General features: G+C 41.4%; 16 protein-coding genes. 13 read left to right on the top strand and 3 right to left on the bottom strand.

What is annotated here, in order from left to right; genetic code table 11:
- Window positions 1-350: 350 nt before the first annotated feature.
- The gene (locus AACU25_RS07895; protein ID WP_096574662.1) at window positions 351-1,256 is read right to left on the bottom strand and encodes a CoB--CoM heterodisulfide reductase iron-sulfur subunit B family protein; all 906 of its coding nucleotides are present in this window, start codon (window positions 1,254-1,256) and stop codon (window positions 351-353) included.
- 436 nt (window positions 1,257-1,692) lie between these two features.
- Here AACU25_RS07895 and AACU25_RS07890 point away from each other — a divergent pair, with 436 nt between their 5' ends.
- From AACU25_RS07890 to AACU25_RS07875, 4 genes are all read left to right on the top strand, one after another.
- Window positions 1,693-1,944, top strand: coding sequence for an acyl carrier protein (locus tag AACU25_RS07890; RefSeq protein WP_096574661.1), 252 nt, complete (start codon window positions 1,693-1,695; stop codon window positions 1,942-1,944).
- A 184-nt stretch (window positions 1,945-2,128) separates the two neighbouring features.
- Complete coding sequence (fabF, locus tag AACU25_RS07885; protein WP_096574660.1) at window positions 2,129-3,376, top strand: beta-ketoacyl-ACP synthase II; 1,248 nt, start codon at window positions 2,129-2,131, stop codon at window positions 3,374-3,376.
- A gap of 589 nt (window positions 3,377-3,965) precedes the next feature.
- Window positions 3,966-5,978, top strand: a complete 2,013-nt coding sequence (gene tkt / locus AACU25_RS07880; RefSeq protein ID WP_096574659.1) for a transketolase — start codon at window positions 3,966-3,968, stop codon at window positions 5,976-5,978.
- 31 nt (window positions 5,979-6,009) lie between these two features.
- On the top strand, window positions 6,010-6,369 hold the full coding sequence (locus AACU25_RS07875; RefSeq protein ID WP_096574658.1) for a hypothetical protein: 360 nt from the start codon (window positions 6,010-6,012) through the stop codon (window positions 6,367-6,369).
- A gap of 493 nt (window positions 6,370-6,862) precedes the next feature.
- Here the strand turns inward: AACU25_RS07875 and AACU25_RS07870 are convergent, their stop codons facing one another.
- Entirely contained in the window at window positions 6,863-7,642 is a 780-nt protein-coding gene (locus AACU25_RS07870) for a hypothetical protein (RefSeq protein WP_096574657.1), read from the bottom strand.
- 198 nt (window positions 7,643-7,840) lie between these two features.
- Here AACU25_RS07870 and AACU25_RS07865 point away from each other — a divergent pair, with 198 nt between their 5' ends.
- The 7 genes from AACU25_RS07865 to AACU25_RS07835 all read left to right on the top strand — a co-directional run bounded on the left by AACU25_RS07865 (window position 7,841) and on the right by AACU25_RS07835 (window position 16,382).
- A complete protein-coding gene (locus AACU25_RS07865) occupies window positions 7,841-8,866 on the top strand; it encodes an MbnP family copper-binding protein (RefSeq protein WP_321206577.1) in 1,026 nt (341 codons plus the stop codon).
- A gap of 99 nt (window positions 8,867-8,965) precedes the next feature.
- The gene (locus AACU25_RS07860) at window positions 8,966-10,411 is read left to right on the top strand and encodes a cytochrome ubiquinol oxidase subunit I (protein ID WP_096583573.1); all 1,446 of its coding nucleotides are present in this window, start codon (window positions 8,966-8,968) and stop codon (window positions 10,409-10,411) included.
- A gap of 8 nt (window positions 10,412-10,419) precedes the next feature.
- On the top strand, window positions 10,420-11,433 hold the full coding sequence (gene cydB, locus AACU25_RS07855) for a cytochrome d ubiquinol oxidase subunit II (protein ID WP_096574656.1): 1,014 nt from the start codon (window positions 10,420-10,422) through the stop codon (window positions 11,431-11,433).
- Window positions 11,434-11,442: 9 nt separating this feature from the next.
- Complete coding sequence (locus AACU25_RS07850) at window positions 11,443-12,621, top strand: methanobactin export MATE transporter MbnM (protein ID WP_096574655.1); 1,179 nt, start codon at window positions 11,443-11,445, stop codon at window positions 12,619-12,621.
- Between the two features lie 674 nt (window positions 12,622-13,295).
- The gene (locus tag AACU25_RS07845; protein ID WP_096574654.1) at window positions 13,296-13,499 is read left to right on the top strand and encodes a hypothetical protein; all 204 of its coding nucleotides are present in this window, start codon (window positions 13,296-13,298) and stop codon (window positions 13,497-13,499) included.
- 593 nt (window positions 13,500-14,092) lie between these two features.
- Entirely contained in the window at window positions 14,093-15,394 is a 1,302-nt protein-coding gene (locus AACU25_RS07840) for a glycosyltransferase (protein WP_096574653.1), read from the top strand.
- 7 nt (window positions 15,395-15,401) lie between these two features.
- Complete coding sequence (locus AACU25_RS07835) at window positions 15,402-16,382, top strand: glycosyltransferase family 2 protein (RefSeq protein ID WP_096574652.1); 981 nt, start codon at window positions 15,402-15,404, stop codon at window positions 16,380-16,382.
- 213 nt (window positions 16,383-16,595) lie between these two features.
- Here AACU25_RS07835 and AACU25_RS07830 read toward each other — a convergent pair whose 3' ends face one another.
- On the bottom strand, window positions 16,596-17,219 hold the full coding sequence (locus AACU25_RS07830; protein WP_096574651.1) for a hypothetical protein: 624 nt from the start codon (window positions 17,217-17,219) through the stop codon (window positions 16,596-16,598).
- 221 nt (window positions 17,220-17,440) lie between these two features.
- Here AACU25_RS07830 and AACU25_RS07825 point away from each other — a divergent pair, with 221 nt between their 5' ends.
- A complete protein-coding gene (locus AACU25_RS07825) occupies window positions 17,441-18,313 on the top strand; it encodes an ABC transporter permease (protein WP_096574650.1) in 873 nt (290 codons plus the stop codon).
- A gap of 29 nt (window positions 18,314-18,342) precedes the next feature.
- Complete coding sequence (locus tag AACU25_RS07820; protein ID WP_096574649.1) at window positions 18,343-19,602, top strand: ABC transporter ATP-binding protein; 1,260 nt, start codon at window positions 18,343-18,345, stop codon at window positions 19,600-19,602.
- The last annotated feature ends 45 nt before the right edge of the window (window positions 19,603-19,647 follow it).

The following is a 19,647-nucleotide window of genomic DNA, read 5'->3' as shown; positions in this document are numbered from 1 at the left end:
CAGCCCCTCTCCCACCAGGAGAGGGGAGCAAGAGATTTAATTCCCCTTCTCCCTGAGGGAGAAGGGGTGAGGGGATGAGGGCGAGGGTTATTGTACAACACGCGCCGTATATAGCTTTTAGCTTAAGTTGACACGTATGCGCGATTAATCGCGTCTCTAGTGCAATAGCATTTTTATCAATTGGCAATCGATAACAAACACCCATTCCAATACTGCTCGGTTAAGAATTTTCAACTCTTAATTTGGTTTGGGGAAAAGGTGAAAGCGTAAGGGTTAAAGGTTTTTTCTTACCCCTTTTCCCCTTCCCCTTTTGCCCTTAACCGACAAGTATTGACACCCATTCCCCCTTCCTAAAACCCTAATTTCTCCAAAACTGGCTTTGTCGAAACAATATGTTTATCTAAACCCAATTCTTGGGGGCTAACGCCTAAAGCCAAAGCAATTAATTGTGGTAAATGTAATACTGGCAAACCGAGTTTCTTTTCAATTACCTTTTCCACTTCTGGCTGACGAGAATCTAAATTTAAATGACATAAAGGGCAAGGGGTAACCATACAATCAGCACCAGAGGCTAAAGCATCTTGAATATGTTTCCCCGCCATTTGGAAAGATTCGGTAGTGGCGTAACTGGATAAAGGCCAGCCACAACATTGTGTGCGACCTCGGTAATAAACTGGTTCTGCACCGACTGCCCGAAATACATTTTCCATCGCTTCTGGGTTGAAGGGGTCGTCATAAGGCATGGATTTTTGGGCGCGCAGGAGATAGCAACCATAAAAAGCCGCGCATTTTAACCCACTTAACTTGCGAGTGACGCGTTTGGTAATTTCTTCTATACCGTAATCTGTAACTAAGGCATAAAGTAAATGTTTAACTTCTGTACTACCGCGATAAGGTAAACAGCTTTCTTTAGCCAATAATCCATTCACTTGCTCAATATATGCTGGATTTTTGGTCTGACATTCTTTCAGCCGTTCATCAACATGACCAATGACACCTTGGCAAGTGCTGCAATGAGTTAGTAAAGGTAAATTCAACTCTTCAGCTAAAGCAATATTGCGCGCATTAACTGTATCTTCTAACAGTTGGGAATCTTCTTTAAAAGTACCCGAACCACAGCAAGCAGCTTTTTTCAGTTCAATTAATTCAATACCTAAAGCCCTGGTTAATGCTTGAGTTGATTGGTACAGTTCCCGACAAGCACCTTGAGCAACACAACCAGGAAAGTAAGCGTATTTTAGACTTTGAGATAGCATAGAACTATAGCAGGTTGAGAACTATTGCCCTCAACAATAAATTTTTGATCTTCCCTTGCCAGTGTACATTGCAAGGCTATGTATCGGGATTTGGACATTGTAAAAAAAATCGGTAAGAATTGCAAAACAGACAAATGTTGAGAGTATATGCGATCGCTTTGCGGATGCTGTTGCCCTAGCTTGCTTCCAATGCGGGAGTTTAGCGATTTTCATGCAGAAAATGCTTCAGTAACATCCCCAGCATTATCTAGCGTGATTTGGTGCCTAAATGCTCATTAAGAGTTGTTTTATGCCGCAATTACACGTGTTCAGGTTTTGTTTTGGGAAAACTTTGTGGCAGTATACGGGCGATCGCGCTTTCCGATAAGATGTATATGCTCAAAACAATGTCGCCCACAAAGAACAGATCATAGCAACTGGTTAAGGAATTTTATCTATGAGCCAAGAGACCACTTTTGACAGAGTGAAGAAAGTCGTTATCGATCAATTAGGTGTTGAGTCCGATACCATCACACCAAAATCTACCTTTATTGATGATTTAGGAGCTGACTCCTTAGATATCGTGGAGTTAGTAATGGCTTTTGAAGAAGAATTTGATATTGAAATTCCCGATGAATCCGCCGAAAAGATTTTATCGGTTCAAGATGCAGTGGATTATATCAACAGCAAAGCTCCTGCGTCTGCCTGAAAAGTGTTTGGGTATCGGGGATTGGGGATTAGGGATCGGGGATTAGGGATTGGGGATCAGGAAAAATTTAACTTAAATCTTTTACCCATTACCCATTCCCCATTCCCCATTACCCATTCCCTAGTCCCTAGTCCCTAATCCCTAGTCACCTTTTTGCTGCTTTCTCGCCACCTTTAACTGAGTCATGACAGATTATAAACGTAAACGCGTTGTGGTAACTGGTGTTGGCGCGATTACACCAATTGGCAATACACCAGCACAGTATTGGGAAGGATTGTTAAGTGGTCGTAATGGCATTGATTTCATCACCGCTTTTGATGCATCTCGCCATGATTGCCGCATTGCTGGTGAAGTCAAAAACTTCGATCCACATATTTATTTAGAGCGCAAAGAAGCCAAGCGCATGGATCGGTTTTCCCAATTTGGGGTTTCGGCGGCAAAACAAGCTATCTCTGACGCGCGTTTAGAGATTAATGAACTGAATGCAGAACAGGTCGGTGTAATTATTGGTTCTGGTATTGGCGGTTTGAAGGTTTTAGAAGACCAGCAAACAGTCTACTTAAACCGTGGCCCCGATCGCTGTAGTCCGTTCATGATTCCGATGATGATCGCCAATATGGCGGCTGGATTAACAGCTATTCATACGGGAGCTAAAGGGCCGAATTCCTGCTCTGTAACCGCTTGTGCAGCAGGTTCCAATGCCATCGGCGATGCTTTTCGCCAAATTCAATGGGGTTATGCCAAAGCCATGATTTGCGGCGGCTGTGAAGCAGCAATTACACCGTTGGGTGTAGCTGGATTCGCTGCAGCCCGGGCACTTTCAACCCGCAATGACCCAGCTAATGCCTGCCGTCCATTTGACCGCGATCGCGATGGATTTGTCATGGGTGAAGGTGCGGGAATTTTGGTGCTAGAAGAACTCGAACACGCTTTGAGTCGAGGCGCTCGCATTTACGCAGAAATTGTCGGTTATGGGATGACCTGTGATGCCTATCACATGACTTCTCCAGTTCCCGGTGGATTAGGAGCAGCCAGAGCCATAGAAATAGCACTGAAAGATGGGGAGCTAACCCCAGAGATGGTGAGCTATATCAATGCTCACGGCACAAGTACCCCAGCTAATGATTCCACGGAAACATCGGCGATGAAAAAGGCCCTGGGCGATTCTGCCTATAAGGTGTCCATCAGCTCTACCAAATCGATGACAGGTCATCTTTTAGGTGGTTCTGGAGGTATTGAAGCCGTAGCCACAGTCCTGGCCGTCGCTAACGATCAAGTTCCACCAACAATTAATTTACAAAACCCCGATCCAGAGTGTGACCTGGATTATATTCCTCACACCAGCCGCGCTCAAGAAGTAAACGTGGCATTATCCAATTCTTTTGGGTTTGGCGGTCACAATGTGACCCTAGCCTTTAAGAAATACGTCTAAGGGATTCCTAGTAAATCAATTATCCTTTCGCTGTGGGAGCAGAGGAAGCAGAGGAAGCAGAGGAAGCAGTCCCAATGAAAAAAGTTTCATCGCCATGTATGAAAGGAAAGTCTCAATGGGATTTTTACTCAGCACTTTCAAGTCAGCTATTCACGCCAAGTTTTGGCACAAACCTTGCCATGAAAAGCTGTCTCTCCTATGCCCCATGCCCAATGCCCCATGCCCAGATAAAGCAAACTTTGCCTATGATCTTGGCTCTCAAAATTGGATAATTTAATTGCTGGAATTCTTTGGAAAATCACCAATTTATCTGCTGGTCGCTCTGCCGCAAGTTGGTGGTAACAGTATCATCGATTTCATTTCCAACTAAATCAACGGTTCAAAACAACCCAATTATTAGCTGGATTTATCACAGTCATCACTAAATATCCCGCTTGTCCATCAACAATTGGCAGTGGGATGATAAGAATAGGGAGAATGTAAAAACAATCAGGCAATCAATTTGGACAAAATCCAAGCTTTTTTTGCCTCCCCGGTAACTGTGTGAGCTACCAAGAGTGCTAACCCGTCGTTAAAAACAATCTTATTTATGGCTGTTGCAACCCAATCCCTCGAAGAACTATCTATTAACTCGATTCGCTTCTTGGCTATTGATGCCGTAGAAAAAGCAAAATCGGGACACCCAGGGCTGCCGATGGGCGCTGCTCCAATGGCTTTTGTACTTTGGGATCGCTTTATGCGGTTTAATCCCAAAAATCCCAAATGGTTTAACCGCGATCGCTTCATCCTGTCTGCTGGTCATGGCTCGATGTTGCAGTATGCCCTGCTGTACCTTTTTGGTTACGACAGTGTAACTATTGAGGACATCAAGCAATTCCGTCAGTGGGAATCCAAAACCCCCGGACACCCAGAAAACTTCATGACTGCTGGTGTAGAAGTTACTACCGGGCCTCTAGGTCAAGGGATTGCCAATGGAGTTGGTTTTGCGATCGCAGAAGCCCACCTAGCTGCTAAATACAACAAACCCGATGCCAACATTGTTGACCACTACACCTATGTAATTTTAGGTGATGGTTGTAACATGGAAGGTGTTTCTGGTGAAGCTTGTTCTTTCGCAGGGCACTTGGGATTAGGCAAACTGATTGCTCTGTACGATGATAACCACATCTCCATTGATGGTTCTACAGATGTAGCCTTCACCGAAGATGTTTCTAAGCGATTTGAAGCTTACGGCTGGCACGTTCAACACGTAGAGAACGGCAACACCGACCTAGATGCGATCGCAAAAGCAATCGAAGCTGCTAAAGCTGTTACCGATAAGCCTTCTTTCATTAAGGTTACAACCACCATTGGTTACGGTTCCCCCAACAAAGCCAATACCGCTGGTGTTCACGGTGCGGCTTTGGGTACAGATGAAGTTGCATTAACCCGCAAAAACTTGGGTTGGGAATATGAACCTTTCGTAGTTCCCCAAGATGTCCTCAACCACACTCACAAAGCTGTTGAGCGTGGCGCAGGTTACGAATCTGAATGGAACAAAGCTTTTGCTGATTACAAAGCTAAGTATCCCCAAGAAGCCGCTGAATTTGAACGTTACCTAAGCGGCAAATTACCTGATGGTTGGGATAAAGTACTACCCACCTACACCCCCGAAGACAAAGGACTACCCACCCGGAAACATTCCGAAACTTGCCTCAACAAACTCTCGGCAGTATTACCAGAGTTAATCGGTGGTTCCGCTGACTTAACCCACTCCAACTTAACCGAACTCAAAGGTAAGGGCGACTTCCAAAAAGGACAATACCAAAACCCCAACATCCACTATGGTGTCCGGGAACATGGTATGGGTGCAATTGTCAATGGTATTGCGTTGCACGGTTCCGGTTTAATTCCCTACGGCGCTACCTTCCTGATCTTCACAGACTATATGCGGGCACCCATCCGCTTATCTGCTTTGTCCCAAGCTGGTGGTATTTGGGTAATGACCCACGACTCCATTGGTCAAGGTGAAGACGGCCCCACCCACCAACCCATCGAAACCCTGGCTTCCCTGCGTGCTATTCCAAAGCTGACAGTGCTTCGCCCCGCAGATGGGACAGAAACCTCTGGTGCTTACAAAGTAGCAATAGAGAGAGCAAAGGCAAATGCTCCTACTCTGTTAGCGTTAACCCGTCAAAATGTTCCTAACTTAGCAGGTACCTCGATTGAAGGTGTAGCTAAGGGTGGATACATTGTGGTAGATAGCGACGGTACACCAGATATCATCCTGATTGGTACTGGTTCAGAATTGAGCCTGGCTGTTACCGCCGCTGAAAAACTCACAGCCGAAGGTAAGAAAGTTCGCGTTGTTTCCTTACCTGCATGGGATTTGTTCGACGCACAAGATGCAGCTTACAAAGAATCCGTACTACCAAAAGCTGTTACCAAGCGTTTGTCTGTAGAAGCAGCATCTAGCTTCGGCTGGCACAAGTATGTAGGTAGTGAAGGTGCTACCGTTAGTATTGATACATTTGGTGCTTCCGCGCCTGGTAATGTTGTCCTAGAGAAGTTTGGCTTTAGTGTTGATAATGTATTAGCTAAAGCAAAAGAATTGTTGGGTTAATCGCAACAGCACATTCTTTGAATTCTCTTGTATGGTGGGCATCTTGCCCGCCTTTTTTAATGGGAAAGTAAATGAATCAAGAGAAATTATAATTGGGGTAATAGATTCAAAATCAAAGAATATTATGCCAGAAGTTTATGGAGATCAAGAAGCTCTGTTGGAGAGAGTAGCAAAAATTGTTGAACATTTGATGCAAAAGGATAGTAGCTACCAAAATTATTTAGATAAAAATAAAGCTATTCAAATAATATTTAAATACTATTCTGAAAAAGTTGCTATTGAGGAATTGAAAACTATGTCTGATTTTAAATTAACGAGTTTTATTGAGGCAGATATGATGACTCTGTTATTGATTGAAGGAGAAGATGATATAAATAATCACTTTTCTTAGAGTGTATTTATAAAGTAAACATAAAATTAATGTAGGGTGTGTTAGGCGCTGATTTCCAATATAATTTGTCACGAAATAACTATCCTAGCGCCTAACGCACCATCCACTCGACGGTACGTTGCACACCCGACAAAAATAAAATCCCCACATCAATGATGTGAGGAAAAGCTTGTGTGAGTCATTACATAAGTGTCCTACCACTCCAGAGTTTAAAATTCACAGGCAGAACAAATATCTACCTAAGGCATTAATTCTCAAAATTTGTGGTATTGCAATTTTGGTGAATTCAAGAGAATTACTATAGTAAATTGCAAATTGATTCCGGTAATTCGCTTGCTAAAAGCGAATTCTAGTCCAAATTAAAGTATGTAAACTTGAAATGTAGCCTAAAGCAATGCCTTGCTATTCTGGCAATTTTTGTAGGGTGGGAACTGCGAGATATTTTATTTTGAGGCTGATAATCACTAGCACCCACCCCACAATTAACATGAAATCAGACTAGATAAATAGTATTCGGTACGATCGCAAAGAAAGCGTACTCATACCAAGCAGTCCAGATGAAGCTGCGAAGCCAACGTTGACGCTTTTCGGGGCTGATTTCGTATGCAAATTCACCAGAAGATGCATCAATAGATGAAAGGTGAGAGTTGCAACCGCAGCCATGTTGATAGGTAAAACCGTATTTAGCAGCAATGCTTTGCACTTTCATTTGGATAGCAAACACTTTACCAGCGTGTAATACCGCATCCCAAGCCCGTTTGTGTTCTATATCACGCTTGTCAAATCTTAAGGCGCGTTCTTCAAACACATGATCTCGATAAATTGGGGCTAAATGGACATGATAAAAGCTGGCGGGTAACTCATAACCAAATTCTTCAAAAAGTTCGATGCCAATGCGCGCTACTTTGACCTCATTGGCGTACTCTACACCCTTTGACTCAACATCGCGGAGAATTTCTGCAAAGTTGGGATAGCTACTAATCAGGAAATCTTGACCGTAGAATTCCAGAGTTTCTTTTGCTAACTGCCCAAATAACTGAGAAAACACGGGTTTGAAGTGAGCTAAATCTGGGCGATCGCTAAATAAGTCTACATCACCATGTTCCAATTTGTATTGAAACAACTGCGCCATCTCAACATAGCATTGTGGATCGCACATTCCCACATCAGCCACCCCTCTGGCGATATTTTGCCACACAGCAGGTAGTTGAGAAACAGTCACCGCATTTTCACCAGCAATGACCGTCACGCTAGGAGCTTCCAGAAGCTGCATATCTATTCTCCTTTCAGATATTAAGCTGCAATTTACACTAAGCGATCGCTTTTGTATTGTTCTCGACAGAATTAAAAAATCTTTGACAGACTGTCTTTTTATACGAGATGCAACTTTACTTCATCGTCCAAGTATTAAACTGTGCGCTTATATACCATCAGGGAAATTTACAGTGCAGGGCATAAGCTATTTGGTAATATGACAACCCGTCTTTTGACAGTAACTCCACTGTTATCGAGAATTGTCACACACCTCGATTTAAGCACTGGTAAAGAAATGCTGTTGTTTGTCAAATCAGCCGCGATTGGTGTAGCCAGAAGCCTTCATATCGCAATGATGGCAATTCCCCTTGCTGCTGTTCTGGGGAATGATGGTGTAGCTTTAACCGCCAATGCTCAAACCCAAGAAGTCAGCATTAAATTTAACGCCAAAGTCGGCAAACTTCCTTTTGAGTGTGGTAAAAGCTACGTTGGTTTAGGCAAACCAGCAACAAAAGTTACTTTCTCTGACTTTAGGTTTTATGTATCTGATGTTGCATTAATTGATAGTAACGGCAAAACTGTACCCGTAACCTTAACCCAAGATAATAAATGGCAATATCAAAATGTAGCCTTGCTCGATTTTGAAAATAAATCTGGTGCTTGTGCAAATGGCACAGTAGAGATAAACAATCAAGTTATTGGCACAGTACCCAAAGGCAATTATCAAGGACTGCAATTTACTCTGGGTGTACCCTTCAATCTCAATCATGCTGATGCTGTGACAGCACCATCACCACTAAATTTGACTTCGCTGTGGTGGAATTGGCTATCGGGGTATAAATTTCTGCGCCTGGATTTGGCGAGTCAAAATCTAGGCGCAAGTGCAAAGGATGATCAACATAGTCATCACGGACAAGGTTTCCCCATCCACTTGGGTAGTACTGGTTGTCAAGCTGCTGAAGGTAGTCAAAAACCCGCAAGTTGTAGCAATCCCAATAGAGTCAAGTTAGTTTTTACGAAGTTTGATCCGACAAAGAATGTAGTGATTGCCGACGTTGCAGCATTGGTAGCAAATACGAATTTAGCAGCTAATCAGCCCGATAGCCCACCTGGTTGTATGTCATCCCCTGATGATGGTGATTGCGCTGGGATTATGGCTAATCTTGGTATCCCATTTGCAAATAAACCTGCTGCTGGTCAAGCATTTTTTAGGGTTGAATCACAGTCCAGTAGGATGCGTTAGCGATAGCGTAACGCATCGCATCATTGGCAAGCATAAACGTTGCTTTTAATGAATTTTAAATTGGTATAAATATTGTGGTTAGCTAATGGAGAAAATTTAGTGGAATTTTTATCCGATTCCGCAGTGCTATCACGGATGCAGTTCGCGCTGACTGCTATCTTTCATATGCTTTGGCCTGTCCTGACTACAGGGATGGGCATTTATTTAGTGATTGTAGAGGGATTATGGCTCAAAACTCGCAATCCCGATTACTATCTCCATGCCCGATTTTGGTCTAAGTTCTACGTCCTCAATTTTGGCATTGGTGTCGCCACCGGTATTCCGATGGAATTTCAGTTTGGCACCAACTGGGCCCCCTTCTCGGAAGCAGTAGGTAATTTTTTTGGTAGTGTAATTGGGTTTGAAGCTTCTTGGGCCTTTATGCTAGAAGCTGCTTTTTTAGGAATTATGTTATTTGGTTGGGAAAGGGTAAATCCCACCATTCACTATCTCTCAACAATTTTGGTTGCTTTTGGTGCTAATCTTTCAACTTTGTGGATTTTGACAGCCAATTCTTGGATGCAAACACCCGCAGGTGGAGAAATTATCAATGGCAAGTTTATCGTTCACGATTATTTTCAGGCAATTTTAAATCCTTTTATGGTCAATAGTGTGCTGCATATGTTTTTTGCCACACTAGAGACATCTTTGTTTGTGATTGGTGGTATTAGCGCTTGGTACATTGTCAAGCAGCGCCATACAGCTTTTTTTAGTAAATCTTTGAAGATTGCTTTAGCAGCTGCGATCGCAGTTGCACCATTACAAATATATATTGGGCATTTAAGTGGCGAGCAAGTTTATCACTATCAACCCACAAAACTGGCAGCAATGGAAGCCCAGTGGGAAAGCACACCCGCCGGACAACCTGCTGATTGGAGTTTACTTGCTATACCCAATACCAAAGCCGAGAAAAATGATTGGGAAATTACTATTCCTAACGCTTTGGGATACATTTTGGAATTTAAACAGAATCTTTCTCAGCCAGTACGCGGTTTAAAAGAATGGAAACCAGAGGATCGTCCGCGCATGGTAGGTTTAATTTATTACGCCTTTCGGGTGATGATTGCGATCGGCTTTTTCTTTGCTGGCTTAATGCTACTGAGTACTCTGCAATGGTTGCGAGGTAAACTTTCCGCCGAAAATATCACACAGCAGCGTTGGTTGATGTGGGCTTGGGTATGTGCTGCGCCTTTAGGATACATTGCTGTAGAATCTGGTTGGATTGTGCGTTGTGTGGGCAGACAGCCTTGGATACTTTACGGACAAATTCGCACCGTTGATGCGGCTTCTCGGTTACCAGCTAGTAATGTCTTAGTTTCACTGACTAGCTTTGCGTTAGTTTATACCCTGTTATTCATGACAGCAATGTACTTTGGTAGCCGGATTATTCGCACAGGGCCAAATTTAGAACTACCAATTCCCGGGGTAGAAATTACCAAACCTGCAATAGATACTACTCCTGGGGAGTTTGTACCCGATGAGCGTCCTGTAGAAGCACAACAATAGGAGATGATATGGAGACGCTCGAGTATTTTCTGCCGCAAGTCTGGTTTGTCATTCTAGCTCTGTTTCTTTTCCTCTATGTCATGCTAGATGGATTTGATTTAGGGGTAGGAATTTTGTCTCTCACCTCCTCCGATGAAGAACGTCGGGGAATTTTGATGACTAGCTTAAGTAATATTTGGGATGCTAACGAAACTTGGCTAGTCCTCATGGGAGGAGGTTTATTTGGGGCTTTTCCTTTAGCTTACGGCACAATTTTAAATGCCTTGTATATACCAATTCTCGTCATGGTGTTTGGGTTTATTTTTCGAGGTGTCGCCTTTGAATTTCGGGAATTAGCCAGACGCAAATTATTTTGGAATTTCGCTTTTGGTGCAGGGAGTTTTACGGCTGCACTCGGTCAAGGTTTCGCTTTGGGTGCAGTACTCAAAGGTATTAAGGTGGATGAGACGGGACACTTTATCGGTAGCACCTGGGACTGGTTCAGTTTACCTTCAGTCTTGGTGGCATTAACCTTAATTCAAGCATACGTGTTGATTGGTTCTACTTATCTGGTGTGGAAAACCTCGGGGGAATTACAAGCAACGCATTATAAAACAGCCAAAATAGCAGCTTGGACAACTCTCATAGGTGCGGTACTAATTACAATTACCACACCGATAATTTATGAAAGTGCCAGAACTCGGTTGTTTCAGCAACCCCTAGTTTATATCTTTGCGCTCATTCCCATACTGGGAGTGCTGTTGATTTGGCAACTTTTGCAGAGTCTCAACCGCCAGGAAGAACGAGCGCCCTTCGTCTGGACTATTCTGCTGTTTATCCTGTCATTTATTGGCTTAGGCTTGATTGTCTTTCCTTATATCATCCCACCACAAATTACGATTTATGAGGCAGCTGCCGATCCCAGTTCATTGGTGATCATGATTATTTTTATCGGCTTTCTCATCCCTGTAATGCTGTTTTATAACCTTTACCAGTACATTGTGTTTCGAGGTAAGGTGACTGGCGGTAATTACAGTGAATAATGTATTGCCATGAAATTATCTCGCTGGTTTACCCTCGCTACCATTTTTTTATTATCCATTTGCCTGTCAGTCGGACTGGGTAAAGCCTTTTCTGCTTCCTCAACTTTCGATTATGACTGGAATCTGCCAACTTGGATGCCAAAGCCAATTGTGCCAGCAGATAACCCGATGCGTTCTGCAAAGGTGAAATTGGGAAGACACCTGTTCTATGAGCAACGCTTATCAATTACAGGCAAATTCTCTTGTGCATCTTGTCATATCCAGTCACTAGCCTTTACAGATGGTAAGCCAATAGCTGTGGGAGCCACCGGCGAACAACACCCGCGCAATTCTATGAGTTTGGCTAATATTGCCTACAATCCGGTGTTGACTTGGGCTAATCCTTTGATCACAAAGTTAGAAAATCAGGCTCTTGTGCCCATGTTTGGCGAACATCCAGTAGAAATGGGTATGGTAGGAAGGGAAACACAAATATTGGCTATGCTAGAAAGCGATCGCCAATATCGGCAAATGTTTACCGCAGCTTTTGGCAATGGAAAAGATGCAATTAGCCTCAGCAATCTCACTAAAGCCTTAGCTAGTTTTGAACGTACTTTCATTTCTGTGAACTCTCCCTACGATCGCTATCGTTTTGGCGGTGATACCCAGGCGATTTCTGACGCTGCTAAACGAGGCGAGAAATTATTTCATAGTGAAAGCTTGGAATGTTTTCATTGTCATGGTGGTATTAACTTCAGCGATTCCGTGATTCACGAACGCCTAGCTTTTGTGGAAATCGCCTTTCATAACACTGGACTTTACAACATTGATGGTAAAGGAGCTTATCCAGCTGATAACACAGGCGTTTATGCAATTACTGCCAAACCATCTGATATGGGTAGGTTTAAAGCTCCAACTCTCAGGAATATTGCTTTAACTGCTCCCTATATGCATGATGGCAGTATCGCTACCCTGGAGGAAGTTATCGATCACTACCAAGCAGGTGGTAGAACAATTCATACAGGAAAGTTTGCCGGAGATGGCAGTAAAAATCCGCTCAAAAGTGAGTTTATCTCCGGGTTTAAATTATCTGAGAGCGAAAAACAAGATTTACTGGCATTTTTGCACAGCCTGACTGATGAAACTTTTACTCACAACCCCAAACTGAGTAATCCTCACGGGGAAAATTCCAGCAGATCTGCCTTTTGATAGATAAAAAATATACCAAACGGATGAGTCAACTCTGATATAAGTCAGTCGATAATAACGATCGCTGGTATATTACTTTTTAGCCCGCCCTGAGGTGACTCAGGGTTTTATATTGGCCAAAATTCTCTTTAAAGAAATATTACACCTAACTACGGAATTTTCTGTTGCGGTCATAGTGTAAATTTGCGATTGTCATAGAAGTTTCCGAATAGTCAAGTGCTTGAAGTTTTGCATCTTACCGAGTTATTACAGAGAAATAAGTTAATCCAGCTTAATTTAAATTACCAAGTATTGAAACTTTCAGGGTCACTTAGCTAAATATCTCACCTAATTCAACAGGTTTCTTAAGTAATGACGAATGCTTGTAGAGCCAGTAGACTATGTTTTCAAAGAGATGATACAACGCCAGAGGACTTACGTTGTAATACTTCCATCTGCTCACGGCAAGTTAGAATCAGTTCGCTCAGAAAAACCGTAGTTACCAGCTATGGTTTTTTTTTGCGAAAAAATACTAAGAATTATTACTGGTAACATTTTTCTTTACATAGCCTTTGTTAGTTTCAGTAAAAGCACGGGAAAAATAACATGGAACTGGATAAGGTATACATAAAAATTATGCTGTGTTCCTTACTCCAGACTGGTTACAAGCAATAGCGTAATTGTGGAGTTATACAATGATTGAAAACTTGATATACATCACAAACAAAAATACAGATGCATTAATAGACATATTATTTGGGTTTTACTTAGATGGTGATGCGATAGATCGGCAACAAATAGAACGCGAACTGATCGATTTAGGCACAAAGCATCAACTGGGTGGTAGCAATGAATTAGTGCAAAAATTGCGGAAGTTAGCAGCAGATAGAGGATTGTAGGCTACTCCCGGTTTATTGCTAAATTATGGCAAAATAGTGAAAATAGACATAGTTACGCCATGATTTTGACATTATTTTGTCAATTCCAGGTGTGATACTTACTATTACTATAGAATTCCTAATTGATTTTTGAAAATCTACGTAGTCTGTTCTCGCCAAGAATACGTCATCAAAGCTTTCAGAAGCTGCGTTATCAACTCCGTATTGCATTCTCCGAATACTGAGATTGTTGTCAAAAATCAAATCGAATTGCTATATAAATTTTCCAGCCAGTGTTTACCTGCTGTGGCTGATTTCTTATATATCTTGGATTTTCCCATCGTCTGTGCAGTATCAATGCACACTCAGCCCTCAGACTCAATCTGAGGGCTTTTTTTGTCCCTAAATGTAATATTTATGACCTGAAAATTTGTCATATAAAATCAATTTTTTAAAGCTAAAATTAAAAAAAATATTTTTGTAGAATCAAGAACAATATATACTGAAATCTACTCAAACATGATAAAAAACACTCTACCAAAAGATAGATAAAGCAGTTAATCATCCAAAAAGCTGCAAATATCAAGCACTAATCTAAACTTTAAAATTTGATAATGAAAATAGCTTTCGTAGTAGGGTATTTCCCCGTCTTGTCGGAAACATTTATTGTTAATCAAATTATAGGTTTGATTGACCGGGGACATGATGTTGATATCTATGCATATCAACCAGGCAATACCTCGCAATTGCATCCAGATATAATTAAATATCAGTTACTAGGGCGGACAAAATTTCAACCGTCAATCCCACAAAATTTCTTTTGGCGGTTGCTAAAAGCGGTAAAATTAATTATTGCTAACTTTCATAAAAGCCCTTTAGTATTGCTGCGATCGCTAAATGTTTTCAAATATGGCAGATGGGCAGCTTCTTTAAGACTACTCTACTCAGTCATTCCATTATTAAACACAGAAACCTACGATATAATTCACTGTCAATTTGGCACATTGGCGCGTGAAGGGATGGCGTGGCGCGATATGGGCGCGATTAAGGGTAAGTTAATTACTTCTTTCCGTGGCTATGATATTAGCTGGTTTATCCATGAATATGGAGAACATATTTATGATGAACTGTTTACTAAAGGAGATTTTTTCTTAGCTAACTGCAAATATTTTCAAACCAAAGCTATCCGCATAGGTTGCGAGCCTCAAAAAATTGTTGTACATGGTTCGGGAATCGATTGTAGTCAATTTCAATTAAAAAAAAGGCTACCACCTGAACCTAACGGGAAAATTTATTTGGCTACAACTTGCCGCCTGATACCGAAAAAAGGTACAGAATACAGCATTCGTGCAGTTGCCAAGGTAGCGAAAATTTATCCTGATATCGAATACAACATTATTGGCGATGGCTATTTAAGAGATGAGTTAGCACAACTAATTCAAGATTTAAATGTTACTGCACAAGTAAAACTTTTAGGTTGGAAAAATCAGCCGGCAATTATTGAAGTTTTGGATCAAGCGCATATTTTTCTGGCTCCTAGCATCACATCTGATGATGGTAATCAAGATGCTCCCCTCAACACCTTAAAAGAAGCGATGGCTATGGGTTTACCAGTCATCAGTACCCAACATGGTGGTATCCCGGAACTAGTAGAAGATGGGATTTCCGGTTTTCTAGTTCCAGAGAGAGATGTGGATGCGATCGCAGAAAAATTAACCTACCTAATTAAACATCCAGAAATTTGGTCACAAATGGGTGCAGCTGGCCGTGCCTATGTGGAAACACACTATGATATGAACAAGCTCAACGATGAGCTAGTACAAATTTATCAACAAGTAATTGCTAATAATTTACCTCTACTACAACCAACTTTAGCTGTAGCAGGCAGGCTGAACTATGAAGCCTCAGGGAGTTAATGCATAGATGAATTTACCAGAAATACCCCAAGTAACTATTGTTGTGGTTCCGCGAGAACGTTTTAGCTACACTCAAGAATCTTTAACCAGCGTCTACGAGCATACAACTTATCCATTTCAATTAATTTACGTAGATGGTAATTCACCTGCTCATATTAGAGATTATCTTGCAGAACAAGCACAGCAAAAACAATTTCAACTGATACGCACGGAAAAATATTTATCTCCCAACTGCGCCAGAAATCTTGGTTTGCGAGAAGTTACCAGTAAATATGTGGTTTTTTTAGATAATGATGTAGTACTTACTCCTGGTTGGCTGGAAGCATTGGTAGAATGTGCCGAAACTACAGGAGCAACTATAGTTGGCCCCCTTACCTGTCAGGGTACACCAGTACATGAAGAAGTACATTGTGCAGGTGGTGAAACTGGAGTGAAAGAAGAAACTAAAGGTGAAACCACCAGACGGCGGATTATTGAAAAAATCTATCTTCAAGGTAAGCGAGTAGCAGATGTGCAACCCCGCCTCAAACGAGAGGAAACTGGGTTAGCAGAGTTCCACTGTATGCTGGTACGCACAGAAATATTCCAGCAAATTGGTTTTTTGGATGAAGAGTTACTTTCTACCAAAGAACACGTTGATTTATGTATGTTGGTAAATGCAGCTGGCGGGACAATTTACCTCGAACCTGAATCTATCGTGACTTACGTTCCAGGGCCGCCATTAGAGTGGACAGACTTACATTACTATATGTTGCGGTGGAGCGATCGCTGGGAATTCTCTAGCCTGAAACACTTACTACAAAAGTGGAACCTCAGCGAAGACGAGTATTTTCAAAACCGCTATAAACGCTTGGGATCGAGACGACACATGACAATTGTCCACCCCTTTGCGCGCAAATTTCCCGTCGGTAACTTTGGCTTTCGGGTAGTGAGTAAAATCCTGCGTTTGCTGGATCGGGTATTAAACCGTTGGATGACAACATGGTAGGATATGCGATCGCGGCTTTACCACTTAGCTAAGTCTTTTGAACTCATAATTTAGTTTTGGGAAAAGGGAAAAGGGGAAGGGTAAAAGGTATTATTTTCCCCATTCCCCCTTCCCCTTTTTCCCCACCTATATATACCAATTTGAAAAAAGAATACGACAGATATGTGACCTGATGAATCTTTTTATATGCCGTAAACATTCTTCAAATCGGTATTAATTAGAAATTGGTACATTTTTAAATGCGGCTGTATCTGGCACAAAAAGGTCTACGTTTTTGACACCATCAGGAACCCTAATCCAAACATAAGCATCGGCTGACGCTTTGGGACGCAACTGTGCTAAAGAAACAGTTCCTGTTGAGCGATTTGCAGAAACTCCTTTATAGGTTTCACTGGTGTCAGGATTACGTGCTGTTGTATTCGCAATCGAGATGATATCGCTACCACCAACACCGTCCGTAGCTTGACGACGGATACGCATCTGTAAATTTATCACGTCACGGTTTGCGGTTTCTGGATCTTTAATCCGTTTTGCTGAAAGTATCTCAACTTCAGCCTTATTACCAAAAGCAGGCTGTACAAATTGTCCAGGCTGAATTGCATTTGCTGAGGTAGCCGCAGGTGAGGGTGTTGTTTCTGGTGATGGTGATGCTGTTGTTTCTGGTTCCGGGGGAACTGATTGTTTGGTAGAAATTGGAGAAGCAGTATTAGTTTGCGTGCTAGTGCTAGTAGTATTTAGCGTCTGTCGCAGCGTGAACACTTCGTAAGCTGCATAGCCGCCACATAACAAAGCGACAGTAGAAAGGAATACTGCCACACCTGATAGAAATGTACTCACGCCATTACCTCAAATTCATCTTTCGTTTTCAGCAATTTTTACCTAAATAGAACACATTGTAGAAACACAGCACTGCTGTGGCCTGATAATAAATGTGTTGCAAATACATGAAAACTGCTGTCAATACAGGTTTGCTAACCTATCGCTTTTATAATGCCATAAATGTTGAAAATAATACATTTAACTAGGTTCGGATCTGTCTGATGTAACAGGGAGAAATCGTGAAGCGACAGAAGAATTTAAATTCACAGCTACCTGAAGTTATTTATACACCCGAAAGTCAACTGAGACATCCCATACGATTAGGTAAACAAATGTGGTGTGACTTGTTAGCTTCGCGGGAACTGGCTTGGCGGCTACTAGTACGCGATATTAGCGCTCAGTATCGTCAATCATTTTTCGGTATAGCTTGGGCTTTTTTACCACCAGTAATTATGGCAGCAGGATTTACCTTAGCTCACGATGCTAATGTGATTAACATTGGTGCTACAGATTTACCTTATCCAGCCTATGTGATGTTCAGCACTGCATTATGGCAAACATTTGTCGAAGCTTTAAATGGCCCAGTGCAAGCTGTAAGTGTTGCCAAACCAATGTTAGCGAGAGTGAATTTTCCCCGGGAAGCATTGATTTTAGCAAAAATTGGGGAAGTATTTTTTAACTTTGCCATCAAGCTAATTTTAATTGTGGCATTGTTTATCTGGTTTAAAATTTCTGTAACTTGGACAGTAATCCTCGCACCTGTGGCGTTAATTAATTTAGTTTTACTCGGAATATTTATTGGGCTTTTATTAGCTCCATTGGGGATATTATATCAAGATGTATCTAGAGGTTTAACTTTAATTACAGGCTTTTGGTTATTCTTAACTCCCGTTGTTTATCCTGTACCAAAACAAGGAATATTCGGTTTTTTAGTTCAGCTTAATCCAGTGACTCCGCTATTAGTCACAGCCAGAGAATTAGCTACAACAGGTGTGATATCTAATTTTTCTGGGTTTTTGATTGTTAGTGCCATTACTTTAATAGGATTAATCGTCACTTGGATTGTATTCCGATTAGCTATGCCATTTGTTGTGGAAAGAGTCAGTTCGTAATTCGTAATTCGTAATTCGTAATTTAGATAATGCTTGAAGAGATTCAGCCTCAAGATTCCGATTTGTTGATTTCTGTAGATAATGTCTCTAAAAAATTTTGTCGAAATCTCAAGCAGTCGTTGTTATATGGTGTGCAAGATATTTGTACAGAAATAATCGGCGTAAGTCGGAGAAGTGACACCTTACGTCCTCAAGAATTCTGGGCGCTAAAAGATGTAAGTTTTCAACTACGGCGGGGAGAAGCTTTAGGATTGATAGGCGCAAATGGAGCCGGAAAAAGTACATTATTACGCATTATTAGTGGATTGATTAATCCTGATACTGGCTATGTCAAAGTTAGGGGAAAATTAGCGCCATTAATTGCTTTAGGTGCTGGGTTTAATCCGATTCTCACAGGGCGAGAAAATATCTATGCTAATATGTCAATTTTAGGTTTATCAACTCCAGAAATTACAGCAAGATTTCAAGATGTGATAGACTTTGCGGGAATTGCTGATGCTATTGATGCACCTGTACAAACCTATAGTTCTGGGATGGCTGCAAGGTTAGGTTTTGCTTGTGCTGTGCATATAGAACCCGATGTTTTATTAATTGATGAAGTGTTAGCAGTTGGAGATATTAATTTTCGGGTGAAATGTTACCAAAAACTAGCACAATTAAGACAAGCAGGTACAGCTTTTATTTTAGTTTCCCATAATCCCCATGTTGTTTTAAACGTCTGTGAAAATTCTCTGTATCTTGCTAAAGGTAAATTAATTAAAGCTGGAGAAACCGAAGCAGTAATTCGGCAATACGAAGAGGATTTAAGTTTAGCTGGTGCAGACACAGCCTTAGGAATCATGTATTTACCAGAGAAACCCGAAAGCGAAAGTTTAGGAGTAGATATTGTTTCTCTTTGCTTTAAAGATGAACAAGGTAATATATTAACTGCTCCCCTATGTGGAGAACCAGCTTATTTATGCGTAGAATGTAAAGCTTATAGAGAAGTTGAGTATGCTAATTTAGGCGTATTAATTACAGCTTTATCTGGGCAAAATGAGCGAGTTTTATATATCACTTCTGCTAGCGATAATGAACCTCTAAAAATTTCACCAGGTAAAGTAGAAATTCAAATGCAGATGCCTTATGTTTGCTTATTAGCTGGTGTATATACAGCCAAAATCTATATCAAAGAAGGTGTCTGTTCTTTTGATGTTGTCGAATCATTCCGATTTACTGTCAAAGCCAGCAAAATTACCAGTCGTTCTTTATTTTATCAACCAAGAAAATGGCAAGTTTGGAATAAATAATATTGGTGGTTGTTAAGAGTCAAAGAGACGCGATGAATCGCGTCT

The organism is Tolypothrix tenuis PCC 7101 (assembly GCF_963874875.1).
GTDB classification, from domain to species: Bacteria; Cyanobacteriota; Cyanobacteriia; order Cyanobacteriales; family Nostocaceae; genus Aulosira; species Aulosira tenue.
This window is presented reverse-complemented; position numbering and strand designations above follow the sequence as displayed.

Bases quoted from the DNA above. Each gene is read 5' to 3' on its own strand.
- AACU25_RS07895 (WP_096574662.1), bottom strand. From the start codon at position 1,256: ATGCTATCTCAAAGTCTAAAATACGCTTACTTTCCTGGTTGTGTTGCT.
- AACU25_RS07890 (WP_096574661.1), top strand. From the start codon at position 1,693: ATGAGCCAAGAGACCACTTTTGACAGAGTGAAGAAAGTCGTTATCGAT.
- fabF (WP_096574660.1), top strand. From the start codon at position 2,129: ATGACAGATTATAAACGTAAACGCGTTGTGGTAACTGGTGTTGGCGCG.
- tkt (WP_096574659.1), top strand. From the start codon at position 3,966: ATGGCTGTTGCAACCCAATCCCTCGAAGAACTATCTATTAACTCGATT.
- AACU25_RS07875 (WP_096574658.1), top strand. From the start codon at position 6,010: ATGGTGGGCATCTTGCCCGCCTTTTTTAATGGGAAAGTAAATGAATCA.
- AACU25_RS07870 (WP_096574657.1), bottom strand. From the start codon at position 7,642: ATGCAGCTTCTGGAAGCTCCTAGCGTGACGGTCATTGCTGGTGAAAAT.
- AACU25_RS07865 (WP_321206577.1), top strand. From the start codon at position 7,841: ATGACAACCCGTCTTTTGACAGTAACTCCACTGTTATCGAGAATTGTC.
- cydB (WP_096574656.1), top strand. From the start codon at position 10,420: ATGGAGACGCTCGAGTATTTTCTGCCGCAAGTCTGGTTTGTCATTCTA.
- AACU25_RS07850 (WP_096574655.1), top strand. From the start codon at position 11,443: ATGAAATTATCTCGCTGGTTTACCCTCGCTACCATTTTTTTATTATCC.
- AACU25_RS07845 (WP_096574654.1), top strand. From the start codon at position 13,296: ATGATTGAAAACTTGATATACATCACAAACAAAAATACAGATGCATTA.
- AACU25_RS07840 (WP_096574653.1), top strand. From the start codon at position 14,093: ATGAAAATAGCTTTCGTAGTAGGGTATTTCCCCGTCTTGTCGGAAACA.
- AACU25_RS07835 (WP_096574652.1), top strand. From the start codon at position 15,402: ATGAATTTACCAGAAATACCCCAAGTAACTATTGTTGTGGTTCCGCGA.
- AACU25_RS07820 (WP_096574649.1), top strand. From the start codon at position 18,343: ATGCTTGAAGAGATTCAGCCTCAAGATTCCGATTTGTTGATTTCTGTA.